This is a genomic window from Kitasatospora sp. GP82 (assembly GCF_029892105.1).
GTDB lineage: Bacteria > Actinomycetota > Actinomycetes > Streptomycetales > Streptomycetaceae > Kitasatospora.
In genome coordinates this window covers 1-22613 of sequence record NZ_JARZAJ010000059.1, presented here as the reverse complement: position 1 = coordinate 22613, position 22613 = coordinate 1, and the positions used below count along the sequence as shown (strand labels likewise).

At 69.9% G+C, this 22613-nt stretch carries 24 protein-coding genes and 2 pseudogenes; 12 read left to right on the top strand and 14 right to left on the bottom strand.

The window, feature by feature from the left end:
• Window positions 1–64: 64 nt before the first annotated feature.
• Window positions 65–643, bottom strand: coding sequence for a TetR/AcrR family transcriptional regulator (locus P3T39_RS33900; RefSeq protein ID WP_280703122.1), 579 nt, complete (start codon window positions 641–643; stop codon window positions 65–67).
• A 91-nt stretch (window positions 644–734) separates the two neighbouring features.
• On the opposite strand from P3T39_RS33900, the gene P3T39_RS33895 reads away from it, so the two are divergent.
• Entirely contained in the window at window positions 735–1181 is a 447-nt protein-coding gene (locus tag P3T39_RS33895; RefSeq protein ID WP_280703121.1) for a DUF1772 domain-containing protein, read from the top strand.
• A gap of 161 nt (window positions 1182–1342) precedes the next feature.
• Here the strand turns inward: P3T39_RS33895 and P3T39_RS33890 are convergent.
• Window positions 1343–2050, bottom strand: a pseudogene (locus P3T39_RS33890) (replication-relaxation family protein); the annotation flags it as partial.
• Between the two features lie 13 nt (window positions 2051–2063).
• Window positions 2064–2246 carry a hypothetical protein gene (locus P3T39_RS33885; protein ID WP_280703120.1) on the bottom strand — a complete coding sequence of 61 codons (183 nt, stop codon included), beginning with the start codon at window positions 2244–2246 and terminating at the stop codon, window positions 2064–2066.
• On the opposite strand from P3T39_RS33885, the gene P3T39_RS33880 reads away from it, so the two are divergent.
• The gene (locus P3T39_RS33880) at window positions 2229–3272 is read left to right on the top strand and encodes a transposase (RefSeq protein ID WP_280703119.1); all 1044 of its coding nucleotides are present in this window, start codon (window positions 2229–2231) and stop codon (window positions 3270–3272) included. The two genes, P3T39_RS33885 and P3T39_RS33880, sit on opposite strands and share 18 nt — an antisense overlap.
• A gap of 212 nt (window positions 3273–3484) precedes the next feature.
• Here P3T39_RS33880 and P3T39_RS33875 read toward each other — a convergent pair whose 3' ends face one another.
• Together P3T39_RS33875 and P3T39_RS33870 are read right to left on the bottom strand one after the other, a co-directional pair.
• Window positions 3485–4033 carry an SDR family oxidoreductase gene (locus P3T39_RS33875; protein WP_280703132.1) on the bottom strand — a complete coding sequence of 183 codons (549 nt, stop codon included), beginning with the start codon at window positions 4031–4033 and terminating at the stop codon, window positions 3485–3487.
• Between the two features lie 20 nt (window positions 4034–4053).
• Entirely contained in the window at window positions 4054–4527 is a 474-nt protein-coding gene (locus P3T39_RS33870) for a hypothetical protein (protein ID WP_280703118.1), read from the bottom strand.
• 358 nt (window positions 4528–4885) lie between these two features.
• Between P3T39_RS33870 and P3T39_RS33865 the strand changes: the two genes are divergently transcribed.
• Window positions 4886–5422 (top strand): transposase, encoded by a 537-nt coding sequence (locus tag P3T39_RS33865; protein WP_280703117.1) that lies wholly within the window; start codon window positions 4886–4888, stop codon window positions 5420–5422.
• Window positions 5423–5444: 22 nt separating this feature from the next.
• Here P3T39_RS33865 and P3T39_RS33860 read toward each other — a convergent pair whose 3' ends face one another.
• From P3T39_RS33860 to P3T39_RS33840, 5 genes are all read right to left on the bottom strand, one after another.
• A complete protein-coding gene (locus tag P3T39_RS33860) occupies window positions 5445–6089 on the bottom strand; it encodes a response regulator transcription factor (RefSeq protein WP_280703116.1) in 645 nt (214 codons plus the stop codon).
• Window positions 6041–7342 carry a sensor histidine kinase gene (locus P3T39_RS33855; protein WP_280703115.1) on the bottom strand — a complete coding sequence of 434 codons (1302 nt, stop codon included), beginning with the start codon at window positions 7340–7342 and terminating at the stop codon, window positions 6041–6043. The genes P3T39_RS33860 and P3T39_RS33855 overlap by 49 nt, the downstream gene beginning before the upstream one ends.
• Before the next feature lie 15 nt (window positions 7343–7357).
• On the bottom strand, window positions 7358–8167 hold the full coding sequence (locus tag P3T39_RS33850) for a CPBP family intramembrane metalloprotease (RefSeq protein ID WP_280703114.1): 810 nt from the start codon (window positions 8165–8167) through the stop codon (window positions 7358–7360).
• A 269-nt stretch (window positions 8168–8436) separates the two neighbouring features.
• Window positions 8437–9114, bottom strand: a complete 678-nt coding sequence (locus P3T39_RS33845) for a response regulator transcription factor (protein ID WP_280703113.1) — start codon at window positions 9112–9114, stop codon at window positions 8437–8439.
• On the bottom strand, window positions 9102–10364 hold the full coding sequence (locus P3T39_RS33840; RefSeq protein ID WP_280703112.1) for a histidine kinase: 1263 nt from the start codon (window positions 10362–10364) through the stop codon (window positions 9102–9104). The genes P3T39_RS33845 and P3T39_RS33840 overlap by 13 nt, the downstream gene beginning before the upstream one ends.
• 111 nt (window positions 10365–10475) lie before the next feature.
• Between P3T39_RS33840 and P3T39_RS33835 the strand changes: the two genes are divergently transcribed.
• Window positions 10476–11375, top strand: coding sequence for a CPBP family intramembrane metalloprotease (locus tag P3T39_RS33835; protein WP_280703111.1), 900 nt, complete (start codon window positions 10476–10478; stop codon window positions 11373–11375).
• Window positions 11376–11392: 17 nt separating this feature from the next.
• Window positions 11393–11539 (top strand): annotated as a pseudogene (locus P3T39_RS33830) (short-chain dehydrogenase/reductase); the annotation flags it as partial.
• A gap of 44 nt (window positions 11540–11583) precedes the next feature.
• Here P3T39_RS33830 and P3T39_RS33825 read toward each other — a convergent pair.
• Complete coding sequence (locus P3T39_RS33825; protein WP_280703110.1) at window positions 11584–11730, bottom strand: hypothetical protein; 147 nt, start codon at window positions 11728–11730, stop codon at window positions 11584–11586.
• 508 nt (window positions 11731–12238) lie between these two features.
• On the bottom strand, window positions 12239–12493 hold the full coding sequence (locus P3T39_RS33820; protein WP_280703108.1) for a hypothetical protein: 255 nt from the start codon (window positions 12491–12493) through the stop codon (window positions 12239–12241).
• 111 nt (window positions 12494–12604) lie between these two features.
• On the opposite strand from P3T39_RS33820, the gene P3T39_RS33815 reads away from it, so the two are divergent.
• From P3T39_RS33815 to P3T39_RS33790, 6 genes are all read left to right on the top strand, one after another.
• Window positions 12605–13273, top strand: a complete 669-nt coding sequence (locus tag P3T39_RS33815; protein WP_280703107.1) for a hypothetical protein — start codon at window positions 12605–12607, stop codon at window positions 13271–13273.
• 80 nt (window positions 13274–13353) lie between these two features.
• Window positions 13354–14880 carry an integrase gene (locus P3T39_RS33810; RefSeq protein ID WP_280703106.1) on the top strand — a complete coding sequence of 509 codons (1527 nt, stop codon included), beginning with the start codon at window positions 13354–13356 and terminating at the stop codon, window positions 14878–14880.
• Window positions 14877–16763 carry a hypothetical protein gene (locus P3T39_RS33805; protein ID WP_280703105.1) on the top strand — a complete coding sequence of 629 codons (1887 nt, stop codon included), beginning with the start codon at window positions 14877–14879 and terminating at the stop codon, window positions 16761–16763. The genes P3T39_RS33810 and P3T39_RS33805 overlap by 4 nt, the downstream gene beginning before the upstream one ends.
• A complete protein-coding gene (locus P3T39_RS33800) occupies window positions 16754–18844 on the top strand; it encodes a hypothetical protein (RefSeq protein WP_280703104.1) in 2091 nt (696 codons plus the stop codon). Before P3T39_RS33805 ends, P3T39_RS33800 begins: the two co-directional genes overlap by 10 nt.
• Window positions 18841–19293, top strand: coding sequence for a hypothetical protein (locus P3T39_RS33795; protein WP_280703103.1), 453 nt, complete (start codon window positions 18841–18843; stop codon window positions 19291–19293). Before P3T39_RS33800 ends, P3T39_RS33795 begins: the two co-directional genes overlap by 4 nt.
• A gap of 227 nt (window positions 19294–19520) precedes the next feature.
• On the top strand, window positions 19521–20243 hold the full coding sequence (locus P3T39_RS33790; protein WP_280703102.1) for a hypothetical protein: 723 nt from the start codon (window positions 19521–19523) through the stop codon (window positions 20241–20243).
• A gap of 527 nt (window positions 20244–20770) precedes the next feature.
• Here the strand turns inward: P3T39_RS33790 and P3T39_RS33785 are convergent.
• Window positions 20771–20974, bottom strand: coding sequence for a helicase associated domain-containing protein (locus P3T39_RS33785; protein WP_280703101.1), 204 nt, complete (start codon window positions 20972–20974; stop codon window positions 20771–20773).
• 67 nt (window positions 20975–21041) lie between these two features.
• Window positions 21042–21752 carry a transposase gene (locus P3T39_RS33780; protein WP_280703100.1) on the bottom strand — a complete coding sequence of 237 codons (711 nt, stop codon included), beginning with the start codon at window positions 21750–21752 and terminating at the stop codon, window positions 21042–21044.
• Between the two features lie 140 nt (window positions 21753–21892).
• Here P3T39_RS33780 and P3T39_RS33775 point away from each other — a divergent pair, with 140 nt between their 5' ends.
• Entirely contained in the window at window positions 21893–22402 is a 510-nt protein-coding gene (locus P3T39_RS33775; protein ID WP_280703099.1) for an RICIN domain-containing protein, read from the top strand.
• Window positions 22403–22613 lie beyond the last annotated feature (211 nt).

Genomic DNA, 22613 nt, shown 5'->3' with positions numbered 1-22613 from the left:
GGTGATGCCGTGGGCCGGCAGTCGGGCCGGAAGACCCCGGCTGCCCGCCTGCCCGGACGGTGTGTCAGAACATGGCGAGCCGGTCCACCAGCAGCTCCACCCTCCGCTCGGCTTCCGCCGGCGGCAGCCGTCCCGCCCGGGTCAGGGTGGCCAGCCCGTGCAGGGCCGCCCAGAACACCTCGGTGAACAGTCCCGGGTGGACGCCGTCCCCGGCGACCTCGCCGAGGCTTTCCAGCAGGGCGGCGAAGGCGTCCTTCAGCGGCTCCGGGGTGTCCTCGGCCGCGAAGGCCAGGCCGCCGTCGAGCTGGAACATGGCGTCGTAGACCGCCGGGTTGCGTTCGGCGAAGTCGAGGTAGGTGCGGGCGAGGGCGGTGACCCGGGTGCGAGGGCCGTTTGCGGCGGAGGTCGCGGCCCGCAGCGCCGCGGCCATCTCGGCGGCACCCTCCAGGGCGACGGCGCCGATGATCTCGCGCTTGCCGCGGAAATGGCTGTAGAGGACGGGCTGGCTGTATTCGATGCGTTCGGCGAGCCGGCGGGTGGTGACCGCGTCCCAGCCCTGCTGTTCGGCGAGTTCGCGGGCCGTCGCCACGATGAGGCGCTCGCGGCTCGCCCGTTCGCGTTCCTTGCGTTCCTGGACTGACATGACTCGATCCTAGCATTGCTAGACAAGCAAGCGGCAGCAGTACTAGCATTGCCTCATAAGCTAGCAACACTAGATGCCAGGAGGGGTCATCATGCTCAACGCACTCGAGGTGTTCACCACCGTGATCGTCGGCGTGATGGTGGGGGTGGAGTTCTCCGTCGCCTTCGTCATGAAACGGATCTTCGACGCACTCCCCGAGGACAGCGGTCAGCTCGGCCGCGCCCACGGGGGCCGGATGCTCGGCGCCGTGATGCCGTTCTGGTACATCGGCTCGCTCGCCCTGAGCGCGGTCTGGGCCATCGCCGGATGGCATCACCACGGCGCTGGCCTGGTCGTGATCGCCGCCGCGCTGCTGATCCTCAGCGTGATCATGTCGCTCCTGCTGCTCGTCCCGATCAACAACCGGAGCAAGACGTGGACCCCCGAGAACCGGCCCGAGGACTGGAAGGAGCAGGGGAACCGCTGGGACCGCTTCCACTACGTCCGCGTCGCCGTCATCATCGCCGCCTTCACCCTGCTGGCCACCGCCCTCACCTGAGCCCGCGGACCGAGACCGCGCAGGCGGCGCACTCCTCTACTCCGCGGGCGGCAGCCGACGATTCGCACGGATCCACACCGCCCTCGGAACCCAGGCCCCCTCCACCGGAGGTTCTTCCTCTCGGGACGCGAGCCTGCCAGCTGCCTTTGGTGGGCTCAACCTCACACCGTGCCTCTGCCGCGAACCGCGCAACCCGCTGCCAGCCGGATCCGGGTGACAACAAGCGTGGCAACTGGCGTCAGGTGACAACAATCTTGGCCCATCAGTGACAACCATCCGGTCCCACCGCCGGTGAAGTCGAAGTCCCGGTGCGGCTGCCAGTGCTTGCCGGTCAGGTCCCGGACCTCGTTGATGGTGTTGTTCAGGGCCCTGGGTCCGGCGCCGGCCAGGACCAGGGCGATCGGCGGCAGCACCCTGGCCGGGGCGGTGGGGTACTTGCGGCGCCAGGTCGGCAGCTGCTTGGCCGTGGAGGGGTGGCCCTCATGGTTGGGGTCCTTGTAGGTGAGGGCGAAGTACTCGGCGTAGCCATCGAACTTGCGGGCGGTCTTCTCGTTGTCGCCGTTGTGGAGGTCGACTTCCACCAGGAGCACGGGCACGCCGTCGGCAGGGGCGGTCAGGACCGCGTCGGCGATCCGCTGGCGGCCCGCGGGCAGCGGGTGGGAGTCCTCGGTGGTCCAGTCGGCGATCGTACCGATCGGGCCGCCCGGGGTGTTCGCGCCCGTGAGCGCCACGATGGTGTCGTTGACCGCCATCGCGTGCGGGGCGCCGCCGCCGCGCCCCAGCGAACGGGCCCGGCTGCCCGTCTTCCGCCCGACCGGCAACGTCGCCGCGGCGGCGTCCAGGCCGAGCTCGGTCAGGCCCCAGGTCCCCGCGTTGGCGCCCTTAGCAGGGGCCCAGCTTGCCCCGCTTGGCCCCGGCGGCCTTGGCGGCGGCCAGCGACGTCTTCTCCTTCTTCGGCGTGCCCCCGAGCGTGCCCCGCTTCTCGGTCAGCCGACTGTCCTTCAGCTCCATGTCCCGCAGCGCGCTGGCCGTGCTGTTCGGGAACTCGTGGTGCGGGGCGGCCAACTGCCACACCTGCTTGACGGCGGCGGCCTTCAGCACGGCAAGGACGCACTGCTGGCCGAGGCGATCCGGCGCCGCCGGGCCAAGGCCGGCATCCCGGACACCGCACGGCACCGGGAGAAGTGGCGCTTGGCCCTGGACATGCTCTACGAGGTGCGCGGGGGCTGGGAGTTGCCCGGCCTGCCGGTCGTCGCGGACGCCGGATACGGCGACGCCACGGGCTTTCGCGAGGGCCTGACCGAGCGCGGCCTGGCCTACGCGGTCGCGGTCAAGGCCACCACCACCGCCCACCCCGGCGACGCCACGCCCGAGCGCCCGCCGTACTCCGGGCAGGGCCGCCCTCCCGTGTCCGCCTACCCCCAGCCGCACACCACCCTGCGCGCCCTGGCCCTGGCAGCCGGGCGCGACAGGACACGGACCGTCACCTGGCGCAACGTGGCGGGGTCGAGGCGGTGGGTGGGGTTCCGGACGGCCTGGTGGCCGAGCTGCAGCCCGGTATCAGGGGCCGACCCGGTCGTAGCGGAGCGCGGTGAAGCCAACTCCGTCGGAGTAGACCTGTGCGACGGTGGCCGCCCCGACGGCGTTGATCTCCTGTGCCTGCAGCCGGATCGTTGTCGGCCCACTCACCCTGATCAGCTCGCTGATCGGCGCAGTCTGGTTGCCGCCCGCCTGGGCGGTACCCGGGTTCCCGTCGATGATCTGGTAGACGAGCCGCTCGCTCTCCGGTACCTCGGCGGCGGCCGTGACGTTCCACAGCCGCGCGCTCATGTAGACGTTGAGCGACGGATTGCCCGCGAGGCGTCCGCGGACGTCCGCGTCGAGCTCATACGTGCCGGCCTGGGGAAGCGTGACCTCCAACGGCGTATCGGTCCACCTGCCGGGCGGCAGGTCAACGATCGTGTGCAGCTTCGCGATCCCGCTGACCGCAGCCGGTGCGGCCGGGGCCGCCTTCGCGTTGCTCTGCGCAGCTGCCGCGGTCGTGGTGCCCACGAGCAGCAGTGCCGCGATGCCGGTGAAGCCGGTACGTAGCGTTGACATGGTTCCTCCCGAACGAAGGTGATGGGATATGCCTCTGACAAGGTAGGAATCGCCCACTCCAGGGCCTATCCCCCGAACGGGTGAGGACCGCTCGCGCACCAAGCACCTGCGAGCGGGCGTACGCCAGGACTGCCTGGTGGCCTTCTGGGGCCGCCCGCGCGCCCGCGCGCCGCGCCGCACCGTCGCCGCCCCGGGGGTCCGCCTCACACCGTCTTGATGCCGCCGCCCTCAACGACGTAGTCGGCGCCGGTCATGCTTGCCGCGCGGTCTGAGGCGAGGAACGCGACGACGGCCGCGACCTCGTCGGGTTCGACCTCGTCGGGTTCGACCATGCGGCCGGTGGTCATGCCCATCGCCATAGGCACCCCGGACACGAAGTCGCGGTGCCCGACGCCTTTCGTCTCGGCAAGGCGGGCGCCGAAGCTGTCGTCGTCCTCCCACATGCCGGTACGTGTCGGGCCGGGGGAGACGGTGTTCACGCGTACGCCCTGGGGTCCGAACTCCTCGGACAGCGCCTTGCCGAACGCGTTGAGGCCCGCCTTCGCGGCGCCGTACTCGATCGGGCCCGTGCCCGGCAGGCGCGCGGTCATCGACGAGATGTTCACCACCGAACCGCGGCGTTCCAGGATGCGCGGCAGCAGTCGGCGGGTGACCCGGACCGTGCCGAACAGGTTGACCTCGAAACTCTGCGCCCGCCACGGAAGCGCACGAGTGTTGTGGGGCGGATGGGATCGGCACGACCGGACGGCCAGGACGCTGGCGGTGGTCGCCGTCAGCCAGCGGTTGTCGGGGCCAGCAGCGTGGCGGCCGCGGCGATGAAGGCGACGGATGCTTCCTTGGCCGCATGCCGCCGGGCGTCCAGCTCGGTCCGGTCGATGGCCTTGCGCAGCGCGTAGGTGGCATCAGCGGCCTGCTGGGCGGGGCCGGCCAGCTCGGGGACCAGGACCTGCAGGCGGATGTGGGGCGCGGTGATTGCCGCCCGGGTGTCGTGGGACCTCGTCTGGGCCTCCAGCTGGTGCTCGGGGTCGGCCTCGGTCAGGGCCAGACGCTCCCGATGGAACATCGCCGAGCGGTGCGCGTCCAGGGCGGCCGCGAAGTCGGTGACGGCGCCGAGCTGGTCCTGGCGGTGGCTGTCGGCGCGCTCCTCGGCGCGTGCGGTCCGTGCCGAACGGTGCTGGAGGAGTCCGGCGGTCAGGGCACCGGCGAGGGTACCGAGTACTGCAACGATCGAAGGCCATATGGACATCAGGTGTCGGGTCCTCTCGGGTAGTCGTTCTGGTGGTGAGGTCGGCGGACAGCGAGGTACGGGCGATGCCTTCGGTGGCGGGGATACGCCTGCGGCGCTCCGGACCTACCCTGGCGGTCAGTTTGCGGCTGGGGTCAGAGATTAGTGATGGTCTGCACGGGAGTGTCAGTGGTTCGTTCGTCATTACGTGGTCACTGGGATCGGTGCAGCGGCTGCAGTTCTTCCTGTCCGAGTCGACCTGGGACCACGAGCGGGTCAACGCCCGCAGGGTGGAGCTGCTGCTGGCCGACCCCGTGACCGCGCCCCACCCCCGCGGGGCCGGCAGGCCAGCGGCCTTCGCTACCGCGGCCTGCGCACGGTGGCCATCGACGGCACCCACCTGCACACCCCTGACGAGGAGCAGATCACCTGGCGCTACCCCAAGCGCGCTGGCGGCACCATCGAGTTCGGCTATCCGCTGTTGCGGCTCCTGGCCGTGGTCGAGTGCGGCACCCGCGCGATCCTCGCGGCCTGCTTCGGCCCTGAGGATGTGGGTGAACTGCCCTACGCCCGGCGCCTGCTGGGCTACCTGGACCGCTCCATGCTGCTGTTGGCGGACGCCGCCTTCGAGGCGGTCGACTTCCTCGCCGCGGTCGCCACGACCGGCGCGCAATTCCTGGTCCGCTCCTCCGCCCGGCGCCGCCCGACCATCCAGCGCGGACTGCCGGACGGCTCCTACCTGGCCACCTTGTCCCTCGGCGTCTACCGGGCCGGGGCGGGCTACAGCATGCTGCCGCTGCGTGTGGTCGAGGCGTGGATCACCGTCACCCTTCAACATCAGCATCCAGGTCATGGACGACGGACTTGCACCCCGTCGTCATCAGTAAACGGTGTTGAAGTCACGGCTGCCCACTGAGCAACCATCGCGGACCGAGCCGTTAGCGCTTGAGGTAGGTGAGGACGGCCAGGACGCGGCGGTTGTCGTCGGCGGAGGGCTCGATGCGGAGCTTGGTGAAGATGCTCGCGGTGTGCTTGGCGACGGCGCTCTCGCTGATGTGAAGGGTGCTCATGATCGCGGCGTTGGATCGGCCTTCGGCCATGAGTTTGAGGACGTCGTGTTCGCGCGGGGTGAGGTCGGCGGTGGTGCCGCGGGCGTTGCTGCGGGCGAGGAGTTTGGTGATGACCTGGGGGTCCATGACGGTGCCGCCGGAGGCGACGGTGCGGAGGGCGTCGATGAACTGAGCGGTGTGGGTGACGCGGTCCTTGAGCAGGTAGCCGATTGCGCCCTGGCCGCCGGCGAGGAGTTCGTGGGCGTAGAGCTGGTCGACGTACTGGGAGAGGATCAGCACGGGCAGGCCGGGGCGTTCGCGGCGGGCGGCGAGGGTGGCCTGGAGGCCCTCGTCGGTGAAGGTCGGGGGCAGGCGGATGTCGACGACGGCGACGTCGGGTTCCAGCTCGCGCAGGGCGCGCAGGAGTTCGGGGCTGTTGTCGACGGCGGCGACGACCTCGCAGCCGTGGTCCTGGAGGGTTCGGATCAGGCCGTCGCGGAGGAGGAAGAGGTCTTCGGCGATGACGACGCGCACGGTATCTCCAGGGTCGCGATGGTCGGTCCGCCCGGCGGGCTGTGCAGGGCGAGGGTCCCGTCGAAGGTACTCAGCCTGCGCCGGATGCCGTGCAGGCCGCTGCCCCGGGAGGTGTCGGCGCCGCCGTGGCCGTCGTCGGTGACCGTGATGTGCAGGGCGGCGTCCGCGTGGGCGAGGCGTATGCGGACCTCGCGGGCGCCGGAGTGCTTGGCCGCGTTGGCGAGCAGCTCGCCGACGGCGAAGTAGGCGGCGGACTCGACGGGGGTCGGGAGCCGCCCGGGCAGCGCGGTCTCGACGTGGACGTCGAGGTGGCTGTCCAGGGCGAGGGAGCGGACGGCGTCGCCGAGGCCGCGGTCGGTGAGGATCGGCGGGTGGATGCCGTGGACGAGCTCGCGGAGGTCCTGGAGGGCTCGGGCGGAGGTGGCCCGGACTTCGAGGAGGAGTTCGCGGCCGGCCGGTGGATCGGTGTCGAGCAGGCGGGTGGCCTTGTCCAGGGTGAGGCCGAGAGTGATGAGGCGGGCCTGGGCGCCGTCGTGCAGGTCCCGTTCGATGCGCTGGAGTTCGGCGGCCTGGGCGTCGAGCGCGTCGGCCCGGGTGTCGGTGAGGTGCTCGATGCGGCGGACGAGTTCGGCGGTGCGCGGCGCGGCGAGGACCCGGCTGCTCCAGGCGGCGTGCAGTTCGAGTGTGGTGGGCGCGAGGAGCAGCCCGACGGCGATGAACCCCAGACCGAGAACGGCGGCGGCGAGCATCGTGGCGGCGGAGTCGACGGGGACGAAGGCGTACCAATTGTCGGGGCCGATGAACGGCCAGATGAACGGCTGTACCAGCACACCGAACAGCCCGTAGTCGACGAGTGCGAGCGGCCCGGCGACGAGCAGCCCGCCGACCAGAGGCTCCAGCCAGGCCCATCGGAGGTCGTGCCAGAAGCCCTCGTCGCCGAGGACGGCGGCCGCTCGCCCGCGGCGGCTGCCGGTACCGGTGTGGGCGAGCGGTTCGGGTGGGCTGACGGGTGTGCCCGTCCATTGGGTGACCCATGCGCGGTAGCGGTCGGAGAGTTGGCGCAGGGCCGTCGCCGCGGGCGGCAGTAGTGGGAATCCGGCGCCGATGGGGAGGAGCAGCAGCGCGCCGACCACGAGCGAGCCGACGGCGGAGACCGCGAAGGCGTTCAGAGAGAGCAGCTGGCAGCGGCCGAGGGCGATCAGCCGGCTGAGGAGTGGGGGTGGGTTCCCCTGTGGTGTGGTCGTGGTCGTCACGTGTGTTCCCCCGTGTCAGCGCGCCCTGTGCGCCGTCGGCAGAATCCTAGTCGTCGGTCCCCGAAGCACCCACGGGACCATCGCCAGCAGGGCGGCGAGGCCGAACAGCATCATGGACAGGTCCGCGCCGGACTCGTCGTTGAGGAAGAGCAGCATTCCCAGGTTGATGAGGGTGTGGAAGCCGCCGGCGAGCAGCAGCCGGTTCGTCCAGGTGCGGTCCTGGCTGAGCCCGAGGACGACCGACATCGCCACCGTGGCCAGCAGGAACCCGGCCGCGTACGCCGGGGCGTGAGTGAAGACCTGCACGTGCCACAGGCCCCACACCACGCCCACCGTGATCGAGGACATGAGCGGGCCGAACCGGGTCCGCAGGAGAGGCTGGAGCAGACAGCGCCAGCCGATCTCCTCGCCGCACGCGCCGATCAGTTGCGCGACGACGATCAGCGCGAACGGGCTGCCCAGGGTGCTCGGGTCAGTGATCGAGAGGGTGCCCTCGACCCATGCGTAGGTGCCCGCGGTGAGCGCGATGATCAGCGGTGCGGTGAGGAGCAACAGGGAGGGGGCGGGGTTCGGGCAGTGTGCGCCCGGCTCACTCGGCCGACGGGAGGGCAGGGTGCCGACGAGCCGGTGTCGGATCCGGGACGGCCACAGCAGGGCCACCGCCGCCACCCCCAGGGTGGGGCCGAACTGCGTCAACTGGAGGACGACGCTCGGGATCCCCGTCGCGCCCTGCGCCGCGCCCAGTGCCCCCGCCGCCACGAACGCGACGGCGAGGAACACGCCCGCCTCCGCCTTCCACGCCACCTTCTTCTTCTTCGTCTGCATGCCGCCCGTCCCCTGTGGTGATCGTCGTTGCCGTGGTGTGCCGTACGGGCGCTGGGCCCGTCGGTGTCGGGTACGACGATTCCGGTTCGGGGGCGGGCGGCCATTGCGTGTAGCTGCCCGACCGGGGTGTATCCAGATGCACCCCAAGCTGCTCTCATGCGCGGGGCTGAGATCGCCCGGCACAAGACGATCTACGGCCTCGGCGTCCTGAACCCCCTTCCCGGTTCCGCTGCTCCAGTCGGAGCCAGGATCGGCCGCCAGAAGACGATCTAGCTAGCGGCTTCCGGTCCAGGCCGTCGGGATCGGCGCTGAGGGGCTCCGAGGTGGGTGAGAACTGCGAGGACGCGCCGGTCGCCGCTGTCCTCGGGCGGGAGGTCGAACTTCACGAAGATGTTTCCGACGTGCTTGTGCACGGCCCGCTCGGTGACCACGAGGCGATCGGCGATCTCGGAGTTCCCGTATCCCTGGGCCATCATCGCGAGCACTTCGCGTTCGCGCTCGGTGAGCCGCGACAGCGGGTTGCCGCGCGTCGCGAGCAGCTGCCGGACCACGTCGGGATCCAGCGCCGTGCCGCCGGCCGCCACCCGGTGGAGCGCCTCCAGGAAGTCGTCGACGCGGGCGACCCGGTCCTTGAGCAGGTAGCCGACGCCGGTGCCGTCGGCGAGCAGTTCTCGGGCGTAGGTGTCCTCGACGTACTGGGAGAGTACGAGGATCGGCAGGCCGGGGACACGTTCCCGGGCGCGCAGCGCGGCTCTGATGCCCTCGTCGGTGAAGGACGGCGGGAGGCGGACGTCCACCACGGCCACGTCCGGCCGGTGGGTGACGGCGGCCGTCACGAAGGACTCGGCGTCCTCGGTCGTGGCGAGCACCTCGTTCCCCAGGGCCTCCAGCAGCGCGGTGAGTCCCTGGGCGAGCAGCGCGTTGTCCTCGGCGATCACGATCCGCACGGGCACTCCACGGTGATCACGGTGGGCCCGCCCGGCGGGCTCTGGACCCGCAGCACGCCGTCGACTGCCTCGACGCGCTGCCGCATGCCGCGCAGCCCGGTGCCGCCGCCCTCAGCTGCCCCGCCGCGGCCGTCGTCGGTGATCTCCGCGCGGAGCGTGCCGCCGGCCCTGGCCAGGGTGACCGATACGGAGCCGGCGTGGGCGTGCTTGGCCGCGTTGGTGAGCGCCTCGGTGATGGCGAAGTACACGGCGACCTCGATCTGGGCCGGTACGTCGCCGAGTTCGCCGGGTTCGCCGAGTTCGCCGAGTTCGAGGGTGGCGGGCACCGGGCAGCGGGCGCCGACCGCCGAGACCGCACCGGCGAGGCCCCGGTCGGCGAGGATCGGCGGGTAGACGGAGCGCAGTACGTCGCGCAGTTCGGCCATCGCCTCCTCGGCGCCCTCCCGTGCCCGGGTCAGCAGCGGGCCGACCGCCGCGGGGTCGGCGCTCAGCGTCCTTTCGGCGAGCCCGAGTTGCATGGCCAGGGACACCAACCGGGCCTGGGTGCCGTCGTGCAGGTCCCGCTCGATGCGGCGCAGTTCGTTGCCGTGCGCGTCGATCGCCCCGATGCGTGTCCGGTCCAGCGTCGACACGCGTTCGGCGAGGACCGCGGCGGCCGAGGGGGCGAGCAGCCACCGGCTCACGGCCGCCGCCAGCCTGGCGAGCAGCGGCGGGCCGAACAGGGCGAGCAGCACGCTCAGCAGGAACTGCGGCACTCCGGCGTAGAACGCGGATCCCCAGCTGTCGATCGGGACGTTCAGGATCAGCCTGATCGGATCGTCCCTGGGGAACAGCCACCACAGGCCGACGAGCACGAGCACGGCCGCCGGGAACAGGAACAGCGCCGCGCCGATGAGCCCGAGCACGGTGCCGGCGACCGCCATGGCTGCCGCCCACCGCAGGTCGCGGCCGGTTGCCGGGTCCGACAGCACCGCCATCAGGCGCCTTCGCGCGTGCGGTCCGGCCGGTGGGGTGGACGTCGCCGCCCACCGTCCCAGCCGGTCGCGTTCGCCGTCGGCCAGCCGGCGCAGCAGCCGGAGCTCGTGCGGCAGTATGAGCAGACCCACGCCGACCAGGCAGAGTACGGCCGAGTACATGAGGACGGGCACCAGCACGACCAGGGCCAGTCCGCGGCCGAACACGGTCGCGCAGTACCCGGCGGCACGGGCCGAGCGCGCCGCGCTCGCTCGCGTCATCGATATGTCGTTCACGGCGGCCAGTCTTCCCCTCCTCGGCCCCCGGCGCAGTGGAGCGTGCTACACCATCGGTCGGCGAGCCTGCACGATCGCCCCGGTCGCCCCGCGGTTCGTAGCGTCACGGCCATGAAACGAACGAACGCTTCGGGCGGCTCTCGCTCCGATCTCATCCTCTTCCTGTCGATCAGTTTCGTCGGAGCGTGGATCACCATGATCCCGCTCTGGGTGGACGGCCTCCGCCGGACGAGCGCCGCGCAGGGGACGCCGCGGCTCGCGGCGCTGTGCATGATCCTGATGATGCTGGTGCCGGCGCTGGCCGCGTTCGGTCTCACCGCGCGCGGCCGGGGGCCGCGCCAGGCCGTGCGGGTCCTCGGACTCGCCAGGGCCACACCGTGGCGGCACGAAGTCCGCTCCGTCGCGGTCGCGCTGACGATCCCGCTCGGCCTCACCGCCGCCGGCCTGACCGTGGCCACGCTCGTCGGCTGGTACACCCCCGCGCACCTGCCCGGGCCCGCCACGGTCATACCGCTCGTGCTGAGCGCGCTGCTGTCCGTTCCGCTGTACTTCGGCGAGGAACTCGGCTGGCAGGGCTACCTGCTGCCCCGGCTGCTCCGCTACGGCAGGACCCGCGGCCTCCTGATCGGCGGCGCGATCTGGGGGGCGTGGCACGTCCCGATGACGGCGCTCGGCGGAAGCTACCCCGGCCATTCGGTGCTGCTGGGCATACCCGTCGCCGTGGTGACCGCCATGCTGCTCGGAACGGTGATCGCCACCGTCCGGTTGTCCACCGGATCGGTGTGGGCGGCCGTCGCGGCGCACCTGTCGCTCAACGAGTTCACGCTGCCGCTCACCCGCGAGGTATCGGGCCGCCTCGTCGACCCGCTGCTCGCCGGCCCGTTAAGCATCTCGACCTGGCCGGTGACCGCGCTCGCCGTGCTGGGCATCTGGCTGGCCTACCGACGGCGCGCCGGGCGGGACCAGCCCCTGCCGGCGGTGGAAGGTCAGCTGACCGCGTCCCGCTTCTAGACCAACGACTAGACGCGGAGAAGCCTCCCGTGCATATCCTGCTCGGCTCGGACGCGCTACGCCTGGTCACCGCCGGGCGCCAACGCGTCCAGGACGACTTCGACGCCTGGGAGAAACTCAGCCGCTCCACCGACTCCACCGAAGGCGGAGTAACAGCCGCCTGACACTGGACAATTCACCAAGACAGCGGCCGGTAACGGCGCTGTGGCTACCGACCTACCCGGAGAACGACCAGGGTGAGGACGTCGCGGTCATCACCGTGCTGGTGATCGGTCCGCACCTGTAGCACCGAACGGAACCGCAGCCCCGAGCCGTAGAACAGCAGCGGCGCGGGCGTCATCTGGGGCTGGGACACCCGCGTCCCAGCCCCGTCCCAAAATGCGCCCGCCACCGAGCCCGCGGGCCGCCGCCCGCAGTGACGGTCCCACCGGCAGGGGGGTCTCCACCCTGCGAGGCTGTTGTTCGAGGGTGGCGTCCGGCAGATGCCGGCCGCACCGCCGCTGCGGCCAGGGCCAGCGGTCCGTCCAGCCGCGCGGCGGGATGCCTGGGCGGGCCGGTGGTGGACTCCTCCTGCCACTCCTGATGCAGCTCCTGATGTAACTCCTGACGGGGCTCCTGATGTCTGCACCCCCGGCCCGGACCGGAGGCGGCATCGGCACAGGTCAGAGTGGCAATCAAGGCGGCTGGAAATTAGGACAACCCTTCCTGTGCGCCCCTCTACTCCTCTTGGTGGTGGGGATGTGGGTGGTGGCGGTGGGCATAGGTCGGGTCGTGGCCGAGCCTGCGGCGCTGGCTGGTGGGCCCTGGCCGGCCGGGGCTGCCACCAGACGAGCGGGCCGTCACCCGGCCCGGCCCGGCGTTCGCTAAACCGGAGCACCTCCTCGTCCCGGCGCGCCCTCGGCCCCGGCACGGCCCGCGCCCTCGGCCCCCAACAGCGTGGCCAGGGCCGCCAGCAACCGCCCCAGACCCGCCCGGCCGCCGTCCCACCTGGACGCCCCGAAAGCCCCCAGCGGCATGCCGAACAGGCCGCCGAACCCATCGCCGCGCTGTGCCACGTCCGCACCCCGGCCGAGAGCGCGCTCCACCTTGCCCAGGCCCTTCCTGGACCAACCCGCCACAGTGGCCGCAGTTTCGTGAATGACCTTGGGCGATTGACCTGGAACTTCCGGGCGCGTCAGCGACCGCTGAGAGTGTCGACACGACGACGTGATCGCTGCCACGATGTCCCGATGCCCTCCTTCCCCCTCACGGACCTGTGGTTGCGCGGCGTCGCGGCCAACCCAGCCGCGCCGTCCGAGGTCCTGCTGCGCCTGCTCGAGCCGGCTGGCCGCGCAGGATGGAAGATCCTTTGCGAGGAGCGTGACCTTCCCCCAGACGTCATCGATGCAGTGGTCGCACATCCGGAGCCCGTGGTCCGCCGAAGGTTCGCCAGTAATCGCCACGCCGCTCCAGAGCAGCGTGGTCGGCTGGTCAACGACGCTGAGGCATTCGTGCGTGCTGCCCTCGCCTCAGGCCCGCGTCCGCGACTGGGCCGGGTTGACGCACTGCCCGACGACGTGCTGGAAATCCTGCTGACTGCGCAAGGCGACAGCAGACAGGGTCAGCTGCTGACCGCAGACGAGATCAGACAGGAACTGGCGCTCTCCGGGCAGATACCACAGTCGTTCCGCCGCAAGATGCCCGATCACAAGAGCCCCGAACTGCGGCGCCAGGCAACCAGCTTGTGGCTGTGGCTCACACCTGGGCAACGCGATGCCCTGCTGGCCGACCCCGATCCGGCCGTACGAGACGCCGCCCGGTATCAGAGCCGGATCCTGGATCCTGAGGCCATGGAAGCCGACCTGCCTGAACGTGACTGCCACGGCCGGTCCATCCTGCTCGTCAACCCTTATGCGTAGTTGGACAGTGTCCGAGAGCTGATCGGGTCGTTGTTCTCAACGTGCTGTGGAGACTCGGTGTGACGAGACGGCGCCGGATCATGCCCCGAGAGCCACGGCCATTGCTCGCCGAGTTGACGGCCGGTGTTGACATGGCGGCCTGGCTGGAAGCCGAGGGCATCGCCGACGGGACGCCGTACCTGATGTGCCCGGACGGCACGTACGACATCCAACTGAACAGCTACTGGTTGTCCCCGGAGATGACGGGAAGCTCGCGCCACACCAAGCTGGCGGCGGCCCGGGATCTCAAGTCGCAGTTGAACTTCCTGTGGAACCACCGGCCCCCGGTTCCGGCGGAGGGGCCCGACGACGCTCGGCCCCGGAGCTGGCGGGACGCCACCGAGCGAGATCGCGAGGCATATGAGGTCTGGAGGTGTGACGACCCGGCCGGGCCCCGTGTTGACGCCTCGACCTGGAACCGCGAGCTGACAACCGTCAACGGCGTCTACACCTGGGCCGTTCGGAAGGGCTTCGTCGAGCAGAACCCCATCGCCCAACGACCCAAGCGAGACCACCGCCCTGGCCGACGTCTGGGGCAGACGCCGACTGCCCGCAGGCCGGATGCCCGACGCGGACGGGTCGATTGGCTCCCACCTGCCACCTACCGCGCCTTCCGAGATGTCGGAATCCGGGGATACCTGCCCACGGGCCTGAAGGACCCGACGTTCCGGGGCAAGCGGACGGCCCGGAACGCGGCCTACGCGGACCTGATGATCCGCACCGGCCATCGGCTTGAGGAACAGTCAGCCCTGACCCTCTACGAGGTGCCCGACCATGACGGCACGCGGGCCTACTACGACTCCTGGCTGCCGCCGGCCATCGCGAAGAACGGCTCCTGCCGCGACATCTACTGGCCGGACAGTGTGCTTCGCAGCCTCGGCGACTACATCGAGATCGACCGTGCCGATGCGGTGGCCGCCGCCCAGGCGGCCGGCCGCTACGAGCAGATCCTGGACCCACTGATCATCGAGGATCCCCACGACCCACGGATCTGGTCCCGGGACCGGTGGCGCGACGTCGCCGACCTCGACGCCGAGGAGAGGCTCCGTCTGCTGGTGAGAACCCCCGACGGCCTGGAGCCGGCGATGCTCTGGCTCGGTGAGGACGGGATGCCGCTCACCCTGGACGCCTGGAAGTGGGTGTTCCGCGAGGCCAGCAAGCGATGCCGACGCCTGGGCCTGAAGATCACCTGTCACGCCCATGCCCTACGTCACAGCTTCGCGGTCATCACCCTGGAACAGCTGCAGCGGGCCCACCTGACGGCGCTCGGAGCGATGACGCCGCAGCAGCGGCGGCACTACACGCTCATCTGGGGTGACCCGCTGGACTGGGTCCGCATCAGACTCGGACACGCCTCGTTGGAAACCACCCAAACCTACCTACACTGCTTGAAATCGCTGGAGATGGAGACCCGCCTCGCGCTGGTCCCGGACCTGTGGGAACACCCGGACAAGCCCTACCTGGACGCCATGGCCCGAGCGGTCGAGGAAGAGGAGTGCCTGTCGCTGGCGGACACGCTCGACCTCGATGAGGACGGCGAGTTCGAGATGGCATGGTGCCCGTCATGACCGGCCACACCGCTTCCGGCCGGACGGCGGCCCTCCCTGCCGAGGGAATCTACGAGCCGCCGCACCGGGCCCGGCAGCGGTCCGATGGCACCTGGACGGTCGACTTCCAGGGCCGGGACGGCCGCAGCCGTCTCTACTCCTTCGAGGGCCTGCCGCTGCCCGGCATGCACGCCGACCTCGCCGAGGCGTTCGCCCGCCGTACCTCAGGGCACATCGACACCGCGTCAACCCTGGCCAGCGCCAACAACCTCTGGCAGAAGCTCGTCCGCCTGCTGCGGTTCCTTGATCAGCTGCCCCGCCCACCACAGGACGTCTCCCGGCTGACCGCTTCCCACCTCAAGCGCTACCGGCTGCACCGCCGCACCACGATGAAGCTGCGGTCGACCGTGATCGAGATGCGCGACTTGTTCAACCTGATCGGCGCCGTCCAGCCGCCGGAACGGGTGCGGCCCGACGTCCACGAGCTGCGAGCCGAGACCGTCCCGGTCGACCGCGCCGACCGCGAAGGCGTCCCCGGCTACGACGAGGAGACCTTCCTCAAGATCTGGGCCGCGGCCCGACGCTCAGCCGTCTCGATCGCCCAGCGGATCCGGGCTGGCGAAGACCTCCTTGCCCGCTACCAGCAGCAGCCCGAGGACCTGAGCGAGAAGGACCGCACGACTGGGCAGCACCTGGCGGAGATGGCCCGCACCGGGCGCGTTCCGCCCCTGATGGTGCCCGGCACCCAGACCTGGGACTTCCGGGGTCGACTCGAACTCGCCGGCTCGCTGTTCCTGACGCTCGCCGACCTGGCCCCACTGGTGGTGCTCGGCGTCGTGGCCACCGGCTGCAACGGCGAGACGGTCAAGGAACTGCGGGCCGCCCACCGGATCGTCGGAGGTCGGGCCGTCGTCGTTGACGCGATCAAGCGCCGCCGGGGCTCCGAGAAGTGGTTCGAGGAGGTGACCTGGGACATCGGCAAGGACAGCGAACGACTGCGGACCGCCGGCGGCTACTACCTGTTCGTCGAGCGACTGACCCGCCGGGCCAGGCAGTTCTCCCACGCCGAACGGATCTGGTCGGTCTGGGTCAACGGCTACAAGAACGGCAAGGCCGACACAGCCCGCCACATCGACCCGTTCGCCGCCAGCCTCGGCCGGGGGATCGACCTGAACGACTGGGCCCAGGCCCAGCCCGAACTCGCCGCGATCAAGGGCTTCGAGCTCAACCTCAACCGGCTCAAGACCACCAGCGACCAGCGATACACCCGCGAGACCGGCAGCCACCTGCCGTCCTCCACCCGCACCAACACCCAGGACGTGCTGTTCGCCAACTACCTAAAGGACGATCCGCTGGTCCAGGAGTGGGCCGCGGGCGTCGTCTCGGAGGCCATCGCGGACGCGGAGGAAACGGCCAGGGCGGTCCACCGCAGGGCGCTTGCCGGGCACGAAGGGCAGATCCGCGTGGTCCCCGGGCCGGTTGAGCAAGCCCGTGCGGACCTGGACGGCACCGCCCGGCGCACGGGGCTGCCCGTGGTGACGGTCCAGGAGGTCCTCGACGGCCGCAAGGACACCGCCTTCATGAGCTGCACTGACGACCGGAGCGGCCCGTTCAACGACGGCCCGTGCTCGACGTCGTTCCTCAACTGCTTCTTCTGCCGCAACGCGATCTCCACTCAGGCCCACCTGCCGGACCAGCTCGCCCTCTTGGACGAGCTCGCCGCCCTCTGGGAGCGGATGGACAAGGACCGGTGGTGGCGGTTGTTCGGCCAAGCCTGGCTGGCGATCAACGAGGACATCCTGCCCAAGTTCACCCCACAGGAGCGGGCCGAAGCCGAACGGATCAAACCGGCTGGCACCGTGCTCAGCCTCCTCGAAGGCCCGGCCGAGGAGCTATGGGACTGACTCACCCCCTTGCCGAACACGCAGCGGCGGCCATCCAGTCCGACGCCCTGGTGTTGGCCCGCCGCAGGCTTCGCCGCGGAACGGCCCGCGCAACTACATCGCGCTTCCGCGACCAGGTCTGGTCCCTCACCCCGGCTGTTCATCAACGCCAAACCACCGCCCACACACTCGACTTCCGTGCTCTTCCCGAGCCCTACGTCTCAGCGGTCAAGGAGCTCATGTTCACCCTGCTGGCCGGCAAGCCGATGCCCGGCGAGAAGACCGCGAGCGTGATCACGATCCACGGCTACTTCTCGGCCTTGCGCGGGTTCTTCTCCTGGCTTGACCAGCGCGGGACCCCAAGTCTGGGTGAGATCACGTCAGGTGACCTGATCGACTACCAGACGCACCTGCTGGCCACGCAGCCGCAACAAGCCCGTCGCCAGACATTGCGCCGGGCGGTCAGCCTGCTCTGGACCTACCGGCACGCGATGCCCGCCGGCCACCTCGCGTTCGACCCCACGCGGCTTGACGAGTGGTGCCAGGACAAGGAGGGCCAGCGGCGGGGGGAGAACAAGAACGCGCGGATCCCCGAGCAGGTCATGGCCCCCCTCCTGGTCTGGACCCTTCGGTTCCTCGACGACTTCGCGGACGACATCCTGAACGCCCTACGGGAATGGGCTCGGCTCAGGGACGCGCCCGCTCTGTCACGCGACCAGGCCCAGGGCACTCTGCTGGTCCGATTGGCGCCAGTGCTTGACCGCTACCGGGCCGTCGCACGTCCGCTTCCCGGGCACGAGCTCGGCGACGGCACCAGCGTCAACATCCCCCACCTCTCCCGGGAGGTCGGCTGCCACAGGAGCTCGCTCTACTCCGAGCAGGCCATGGCGGCCATCAACCGAGCCAAGGACGAGCTCGGAGTCGCCCAGTCCGCCTGGCTCTGGACCGAGATCCGCGGCCAGCTGGACGGCCGACCATGGAGAGCTGGAATCTCCTACCAGGAACTGCCCGAGCTGGTCCGTCTCCTGCAGACCGCCGCCTACATCACGACCTCCTACCTGAGCGGCATGCGAGACAGCGAGGTCAAACACATCCGCCGCCGATGCCTGCGGATCGAGACTGACTCCAGCGGCCGGGTCTGCCGAAGGAAGATCACCAGCCTGGCTTTCAAAGGCGAGGGGAAGCCCACCGGCACCCGCGCGACCTGGGTCGTCGGGGAGCCTGTCGTCCGCGCCATCCAGGTTCTTGAGCAGATTCACCTGCGCGACCAGAACTGGTTGTTCGCCTTGCCACCCTGTTCGAAGGAGTACGCCAAGAACCGCAGCAACCAGACCAGGGGTCTCAACCAGACCAACAAGGACCTCAACAGCTTCCGGGACTGGATCAACACCTACTGCCAGGAGCACGGCCGGAAGGACGCGATCCCGCTCGTCCGCAGCCGGGCCTGGAGACTGCACACAGGCCAGTTCCGGCGCACACTCGCCTGGTTCATCGCCCGGCGGCCAGGCGGCAGTATCGCCGGGGCCATCGCCTACCGGCATCTCTCAGTCCAGATGTTCGAGGGCTACGCCGGCACCTCGAAGTCGGGGTTCCGGGCGGAGGCCGACCAGGAGTCGGCCATCGCCCGCGGCGAGCAACTGCATGCGATGGTCGAGGGTCACGAGCACGAGCAGCTCCACGGTCCCTCAGCAGGCGAGGCCCAAGCCCGGCTGGAGAAGTTTGGGACCCGGACCCGGTTCCTGGGCCGAACCCCCGACGCCGACCAGATGCAGAAGATCATGAAGCGAAGCGATCCGAAGATCTACCCGGGCAAGTTCGTGACCTGCAGCGACAATCCCGACCGGCGGATGTGTGAGCGTCCGGGCACGAAGGCCATGGAGCCGAACCTGGGCGGCTGCAAGCCCTTGGAGTGCCGCAACGTCGCGCTCACCGCCGACAACATCCGCTCCTGGGAAGAACAACTCGCCTCTATCGACCACCAGTTGGCACTCGGTGACCGCCTCGCGCCTCTGGTGCTGGCCCGGCTGATGCAACGGCGGGACGAGATCGCCGGCCTCCTTCACCGCGCTGCCCGCCCGCCACGGCCGGCGGTGACCGGATGAACGTCCGCCGACACCAGCTGACCCGGGAGATCGTTCAGACCGCCGTCGACGTCGTCCTCAGCGAGGCCGCGACCAGTGGGCGGGCCGCCACCGTCACGGCCCTGGCCAAGCAGCTGCAGATCACCCGCCAGACCCTCTATCGCGACTTCGCGGACGAGACCGCCGACCTCCTCCGTCGGGACGCCGAACGTCGCAGCAGCCGGCCGCCAGCCCGCACCTGCACCGGTTCCGACGCCGAGACGATCGCCAGGCTCCGCCGGGAGAAGAGCGAACTCACCCGCCACCTGATCATCTACGAGGACCACATCCGGCGGCTCACCATCGAGAACACCCGCCTGACCCAGGTCCTTGCCAACCAGAGCAAGATCACCAGGCTGGACGACCACCGCCCCATCTCAGCGAGGGCCGGAACCCATCTGATCCCGATCCAGGATCACCCCCAGGAGTGACCAACGAGCGCGGTGATCCACTTCAGTCCGAGAGATCACCGGACCTGCCCAGCGCACCTCAATACGGACAACGGACAGCCTGAAACCCTCCCCATAACAATTACGCCCTCTCGCACGCTGTGGTCGAGGCGTGCCTCGCCGACCGACGCGACCTGTGGTCTCTGGCGCAAAACCGCCACACCCCAGCCGATGCCGTCGCTCGTCTTGCGCGCGATCCCGATCCCCGCGTGCGCGAACGCGTGGCCAGCAGAGCCGACCTCGATCCTCATCTGCTGGCGGAACTGGCGAAGGATCCGGACTGCGCGGTTCGGACGCGGGCACTGTTGCAGCCGCTGCCACGCACTTGGGCGCAACGCGATGTCATTGACCGGGTCGTCGGCCGCACGGCCGACGAGATCGGCCCGCTAGCCGTGATGTTCGCAGAACCGGACATGGACTGGTACAGCGCGTGCGCGGTATCCGCGGATCCTCTGCTCCGCAGAGTCGCCGCGACCTCTCCCGGGCTCCCCGACGACCTGGTGAATCGCCTCGCCAACGACTCCGACCCGCACGTGCGGCACCTGCTGGCCTGCAACCACCCGCTCACGCCGCCCGGGACCGTCCTCGACGCCTTCATCACCACTGCGCGTCAGCGCCCGTATCTGCTGACGCTGCCCCAGCTGCCCCGCACCGGCCTGCAAGCCCTCCTCGACCACGAGGATCCAGAGGTTCGCGCACTGGCTGCCGCTGATACCGCACTGGATCAGCCACCCATCCGCCTGCTCGCCGACCCAGAGAGCGGCGTCCGCCGGGCCGCCGCCGGCAACCCCCTCCTCCCGCCTGACCTGGTCTCGACACTTCTGGAAGACCCTGAAGTCGCCGAAGGGGCAGCCGCCAACCCCAACCTGCCCGCCGAACGCCTTCACGAACTGCTCGACCTCAGTGGGCTGACCCGCGCGACTGCCGAGTGAGCCCGCAGGATCGTCGACCGCACCCACGGCTGTCCTGATCGAACAGCCCGAGCCGGTTGCCACCACCGCTCCCCAGATGTCCGACCTCGCCGAAGCCGCCGGCTCGCTCCGCACCCAGGCGAAGTTCATCCACGAAGACATCGGCGAGCTCCACCAGCACACCCTGTGTGAGTTCTCACCGTGAGGGCGTAGGTGCTGCGGCGTCTGGTGTGCTGTCCCGTCGGTCGAGTGAGAATCCTGTCGGGACGCTGTCACGGGTCCAGGACTGCTGATCGGCACGTGTGACCCGCAGCCCCGGAAGTATTTGACCCGAAACGCTCCGGATCCTGGCCTTGCAGCACGTCTCCGCAGGTCAGCGGCCCGACAAACGGAAGCCTTTGAGTTTCGGATCAAATAGAACGGGCATCCCGGAACTGCCGCGAGAATCCCTGTGGATCTGGCGATCAGGTCCTGCCTGCCGGAGACGGCCGTGCACCGACTCGTCGAAGCAGCCCCGTGCGCAACGCCGCGACGTGATCGGGCCGGGTCTACCAGCCGACCCCGAGGGCCGCGAGCTGCCCGATCTGTTCCCCACTGAGCTTGGCCCGGCGGGCTTTGGTGTTGTTGAGCCAGGCACCCAGCGACAACCCCTCCGTGGTCTTGAACCCGCGCGGCACCTTCACGTGGCCCTCCCGCTCGACGAACTCGGCCAGCGCGGTCAGGTGGAGCTGGAACCGGTCCGCCCGGGACACCTTGGGCTTCGCCTCCGCGGCCGCCTGATGATCGGCGTGTGGTTTTCAGTTGGTTCGGCGTTGTTGTTCACCGGGGTCTGATTGGTGTGTCTTTCCTGTTCAGGCGTCGTGTTGTGAGGGGGCGTGGTGAACGGGAGGGCCGGGGTGGCGGTGAAAGATTGCGCTGAAGTGCGGTGAACGGCGGCTGAGGATCGTTGTCACGGTTGACGTGCCGAAGCACGTCCAGGTCGTCGATGCTGTCCGCCCCCGAGAGCATCCCCGCCACGAAGCGGACCTTGGCCCGGCGGCAGGTGGCGACAACCTTGTGGGAGAAGAACGCCGAGTCCGCGCGGACCGTGATCACGCCGGTGGCGCCCATGGCCCGCACGGTCTTGATGGCCTCGGCGATCAGCGAGGCGGCGCCCTTCGCGGAGCCGGCCGCGCCCCGGCGCAGGCGGGTGGCCACGATCACCGGGGCCGCGAGCGGGGTGGAGGCGGTGACGATCTGGAAGTGCAGGCCCTTGACCTTGGTGTATCCGTGTTCCGCGCCCTGCTTGGCACCCCCGTAGACCTGCTTGACCTTGGAGTCGATGTCCAGGCGCACGACCTGGTCCCCGCCCGGCAGCAGGTTGCAGTGCACTGTGAGGTTGCAGATGAATGCCCGCGCGGTGGACTCCAGTTGGCGCACATGGCCCCACGAGAATGCGCGCAGGAAGGTGCCGAGCGTCGATGGCGCGCGGACCCCGGTGAACGCCTTGGCCACGGCCCCCCCGACTGATGCCGCGTCACCCAGCGCCACACGGCTCCCCTTGCCAATCAGGCCTGATCGTTGGTGACGGTCCGTCGGTTCGTCCGACGGGCCGTTTCACTCGGCCGGGCCGACGATTGTGGCAAAGTGTCAGTTCGCATTAGCGGACACCCATGACCAGGGAGCAGGACATGCACAAGACCTTCAGCTTCGGGCGGACGGCCGGCACGGCGGGCGCCCTGCTCGCGCTGGTTGTCTCGTCGACGGTGGCGTCACAGCAGAGCGCCTCGGCGGCGGCGCCGGCTCTGCAGAACCAGAAGTCGGGGCTCTGTCTCGGGATATCCGGGGGCGGCAGCGCGGCCGGGACGTCGGCCATCCAGTGGCAGTGCAACAACAACTCCGACCAGGCCTGGTCGTTCGTACCCTCCAGTGACGGCTTCGAGATTCAGAACATGAACGGGCTGTGCCTGGAGGCACCCGGCTGGAGCACCACTGCGGGGACCCAGCTCGACCAGTGGACCTGCCACGGGGGTGCGAACCAGATCTGGTACCACAGCGGCAGTGACACCGGGCCCATCCACCTGATCAACAAGAACTCGAACATGTGCATCAGCGACCAGGGCGGCAGCACGTCCTGGGGCACGCCGATCATCCAGTGGCCGTGCAACGACGCCGCCGACCAGCTCTGGGACACCCTCTGACCACCACAATGGGCTGACGAGGGCCGCCGCACTCCGGTCTACCAGGGTCAACGGCCACTTGCGACGACCGGCGGGATCTCGATCGCGGCCCGGCTGGAGAGTCCTGGTTCTGCTCCTTTAGAAGCTGTTGTCTTTCCGATCTTGAGGTCTGCCTTTTCGTTGGTCGGGCATAGGGTCGGTGGCCCCGTGGGAGTGGTGACCTGTCGTGTCG